Genomic DNA, 4,285 nt, shown 5'->3' with positions numbered 1-4,285 from the left:
GGTCGGTGCGGTGTGCCTGCCGGTCTCCCTGGTCCTGATCGCCCGCGCCTGACGGCGGGTCGGGTCCCGGCTCCCGCTCGCGGGCACTCCGGCGGGACCCGTCACCGATGGGTCCAGGTCGGGCAGCACCGGCCGCGCGAGCGGACCGGGGCCGGCAGCCTGGCGGCGGCCGGCCGGGCGGGTGGAGTTCACTGCCCGGCCGGCCACCGGCGGGTGGCTCAGCCCCAGTTGCCCACCAGCGGGACGTCACCGGTGTTGCCGAACTGCGTGCCGTAGACCGTCAGGATGCTGTCCTTCGCGGCCCCGTAGAAGCCGCGGTCGCCCGGCCGGTAGATGCCGACGGTGTCCCGGCCGCTGCCGTCCCAGTCGCCCTTGATCGGGATGTCGCCCGGGTTCCCGAACGTGACCACGTGGTTGGCGACGCCGGAGGTGTTGGAGTCGCTCAGGTAGAAGGTGCGGGTGCTCGGATCGTAGGCGCCGATCGTGGTGGTGCCGTTGCCGCTCCAGTTGCCGACCAGCGGCGTCCAGCCGCTGTTGCCGTAGCTGATCGCATCGGCGGTGACGGCGTTGTCGTTGCTGAGGTAGAAGGTCCGGTTGCTCGGTCGGTAGACACCGATGGTGGTGCGACCCTGCCCGAACCAGTCGCCGACCACCGGGACGTCACCCGGGTTGCCGAACTTCGCGGTGATCGCCGGGGTGGCGTTGTCGCTGGTCAGCACGAAGGTCTGGGTGTCGGGGTGGTAGACGCCGATGGTGTCGGTGCCGGGCCCGGTCCAGTGGCCGGTCAGCGGGATGTCGTCGGCCTCGGTGAACAGCGCCGGTCCACCGGCCGTGCCGAGGTAGGTGCCGTTGTGGCTGTCGACGCTGACGGTGCGGTCACCCGGCCGGTAGACGCCCACGCCCGCGGCGGGCCCGCGCGGCGTGGCGTTGACCACGGCCTTGCCCAGCGTCTGTTGCTCCTGAGTGGTCACCGGCATGGTGGTGGCGGCGTACTGCGCGCCCAGCCAGCGGAAGTTGTTCAGGTAGACCACGCGCGGGTTCAGCGCAGCGAGGGACCGGTAGTCCGCGTTGTTGGCGGCGACGGTCGCGTCCGGCACGCCCGCGCAGTCGAAACCGGCGACGTTGAGGGACTCGGGGAAGAGCACCAGGTGCTGGTCGGGCGAGGCGAGCACGCCCTGCAGGGCGTCGATCTCCTGCTGGAGGGTGCCGCGGCCGTGGCAGTAGTGGTCGAAGCCGACCAGGTCGACGCCGGCGGGGACCGGCGAGGTGAGGTCCGACACGGCGACGCCGTTGACCTGGTGGGTACCCACGTCCGTGGTGTAGGCGAGCATCTTGCCCGGGAACACGGCGCGGACCTGGTTGGCCTCGTCCTGGACCTGTTGCGCATTCAGACCGTGGACGTACGGCTCGTCGAGGAGGTAGATCGCGGAGATCTTGTCGAGGTTGGAGCCGATCCGGGTGGCCAGCGCTGCCAGTGCCGCCGGTGCGTCCGGATTGGGACCGCTGCCGGTGAACACCTCCCGGCTCACGTCGAGGACGCAGGAGGAGGGCAGGCAGTAGTCCAGGAAGCCGGAGGCGGCCGGCTGGGTGAGGTCCTGGCCGATGAAGTTGTTCATGTTGGTCCAGGGCGCCACCTCGGGACTGTGGTCGACATTGTCACTCGGGTCCATGATGTCGAAGTAGCCGTAGTAGTCGAGCCCGCCCAGCATCGAGACCCGCAGGTCGTCCGCGGTGCTCACCACGCCGGGCGTGGTGTGCTGGGCACCGAGTGCGACGTACCCGTCGCGCGGCAGCGGCCCCGGGGTCGGACCGGCGAAGACGGTCGTGCCGTTGACCGTCACGGTCGCCTGCTGGGTGCTCCCGCCCGCCACCGCGACCGAGACGTCGTAACCGTTGGCGGTCGGCGTGACCGAGCCGGTCGTCAGCGGCAGTTGCTGCCCGCCCTGGTACAGGGTGACCGCGCCACCGGCCTGCACCTGCAGTCCGAGCGCCACATCGGGTGCGTCCGGTGCGCCCGCGGTGCCGGAGGCGTTGCTGATGCTCAGCGAGGCCGCGTCCGGCCCAGTCGTCCGGCCCGTCGCCGGAGTGATCCTGGCGTGCACCGTGTAGGCGCCCGACAGGTCCGCGGTGGCCGGCTTGTTCAGCCGGACCGCCGCCGTGCCCTGCGGGAACGAGAGCACGTTCGGGTTGGCCGGGCTGTTGACCCGCACCGCGCCGGCCGGCGGGGTCACCGGCAGGCCCTTCGCACCGGAGACCGCCGTGTAGTCCGCCGACACCAGGGTCGGTTGACGGGCGCTCAGGTCGTCGTCCAAGCCGTAGTCGCTCCCGGCGGGCGCACCGTCGAAGGTGTCCACGAAGGGCTTGGCGCCGGCGGTGGCGCTCGCGTCGACCCGGCTGACGCTCACCCCGGTGCCCGCGCCGTCGCCGAAGGCGGTCACCTCGGAGGAGTTCGACAGGTAGGCGCCGAGGTAGAGGAAGGCGCTGCTCGGCCAGCGGGTCACCGAGGCCGGTGCGGTCACCGCGAACGGCGTGCCGTTGACGGTCAGCGTCAGTGCCCTGTCCGCGCCGCTGGAGACGGTCAGCGAGACCGCGTACTTCTCCGCCGCCGCGACCGAGCCGGTCCAGAACGGTGTGTCGCCGCCCCCGCCGTGGAAGAGTGCCAACCGTCCGCCGGAACTGACGGTCAGTCCGAGGTCGACGTCACCGTTCGTGACGTATCCGGTGCTCCGGTGGCTTCGACTGAGCACGACGGAGGCCCAGTCCGCGCTCGTGGTGTCGCCGACCACCGGGTCCACCACCGTGGAGACGGTGAACGTACCGGTGGCGTCGGCGATCGCGGGAGCGCCGAGCATCGCCGCCGAGGTACCGGCGGCGAACACCATCCGGTTGGGGAATCCTTGGTTTCCCGCCTGCACGAACCACGACGCCGGCGGCACCGAGGTGTTCCAGAGTCCCGAGACGCGGCTCCAGGACACCGTGCGGACGCTGCCCCGCTGGCGCTGGTCCAGGCCCACGTTGAGCCCGTACAGCGGGCTGGTGTTGAGCGCCGGGTCCAGCTGGAACGTGTCCGCGAACGGACCGGCGCCGGCCAGGTCGGCCGGGACCGGGGCGGCCACCGGGGTGGCCGCCGCCGGTACCGCGCCGAGGCCGGCCGGAACCACCGACAGTGAGACGAGTGCGGCCGCGGACAGCAGTCCACGGCCGATGCGTTGGGCGAGGGTCACCGAAATCCAACTCCCGGTCGTCGAGAGCGGCGGCTCCGGTCCGGGCCGCCGCAGGGCAGCCGGAACCTGCGCGCCCCCAGGCACGCCGAACCTTCCCCCCGGCCGGTGATCCTAGAGGGCGAACTCGACCGTAGGCCAACTTCCCAGCTCCGCCGCGGCCACTGCCGCGGGCCACGGGGCCGCAACCCCGGCACCGCGCTCGCGTCCCGGCTCCCGGTGCAGGACCGTCACTCGCCGGGTGCCACGAACTCGCGTCGGAGGTAAGGGTGTTCACCATGCCGGGGCCCTCGGGGACCGACTTCCGCGGGCGGTGGCCGCCACTCTCCGGTGCGCCGGCCTCCGATGACCAAGGCCGTTCCCGGTCGCCCGTTGGCGACCCGGACCAACTCCGGCGTCGGGCCGTTCCTGCTCGTCTGGAGCCTCGTCGCGCTGGCCATGGGCGGGCTCCTGGCCACCAAGCGGTGGTCGGATCGCTACAAGTCCTTCCTCCTGCGCGGACTCGATGCCCGGCCGTCGGCACAGCAGCGGGCCGACCGGCTGCCCGCCGGCTTCGTGCGGGTGATCGGGGGCCTCTTCGCGGTGGTCGGTGCGGTGTGCCTGCCCGTCTCCCTGGTCCTGATCATCCGCGCTTGACGGCGAGTCGGGTCCCGGCTCCCGCTCGCGGGCACTCCGGCGGGACCCGTCACCGATGGGTCCCGGTCGGGCAGGCGGGCTCGTGCCAGGTGGTGCAGACGACCAGTCCGCCCTGGGTGATCCGCTCGCTGGACCAGGTCCGGCAGCACCGGCCGCGCGAGCGGACCGGGGCCGGCAGCCTGGCGGCGCGGGCCTGGGTGGTGGCAGTGGCAGTGCTCGCGCCCGGAACGGCCGGACGGCGGCGACGGTGGCGCCTGGGCGAAGGTGTCGTCATGTCGCAGGCTCTGCCCGCCGTACTGCCCCACCGAACCCAGCCGTCACCCGAACGGCTTAGCCCTCGCGCACACCTCACGTCGAGTGGCGAAACGCCCGACCATTGGCCAACGCCCCTGTCGAGCACCCCGCGTGACGGTGCGTCCGGCCTGCCC

The 4,285-nt window shown here is 72.4% G+C and carries 2 protein-coding genes; one reads left to right on the top strand and one right to left on the bottom strand.

Annotated features, from left to right (window positions below; translation table 11 throughout):
• Positions 1-218 precede the first annotated feature (218 nt).
• Entirely contained in the window at positions 219-3,224 is a 3,006-nt protein-coding gene (locus ACFW1A_RS39090; RefSeq protein WP_380418210.1) for a hypothetical protein, read from the bottom strand.
• Between the two features lie 342 nt (positions 3,225-3,566).
• Here ACFW1A_RS39090 and ACFW1A_RS39085 point away from each other — a divergent pair, with 342 nt between their 5' ends.
• Complete coding sequence (locus ACFW1A_RS39085) at positions 3,567-3,857, top strand: hypothetical protein (RefSeq protein ID WP_380418208.1); 291 nt, start codon at positions 3,567-3,569, stop codon at positions 3,855-3,857.
• Positions 3,858-4,285: the final 428 nt, after the last annotated feature.

This window comes from Kitasatospora sp. NPDC058965 (assembly GCF_042741245.1).
GTDB lineage: Bacteria > Actinomycetota > Actinomycetes > Streptomycetales > Streptomycetaceae > Kitasatospora.
This window is presented reverse-complemented; position numbering and strand designations above follow the sequence as displayed.

Coding starts and splice junctions, on each gene's coding strand:
- ACFW1A_RS39085 (WP_380418208.1), top strand. CDS start 3,567: ATGACCAAGGCCGTTCCCGGTCGCCCGTTGGCGACCCGGACCAACTCC.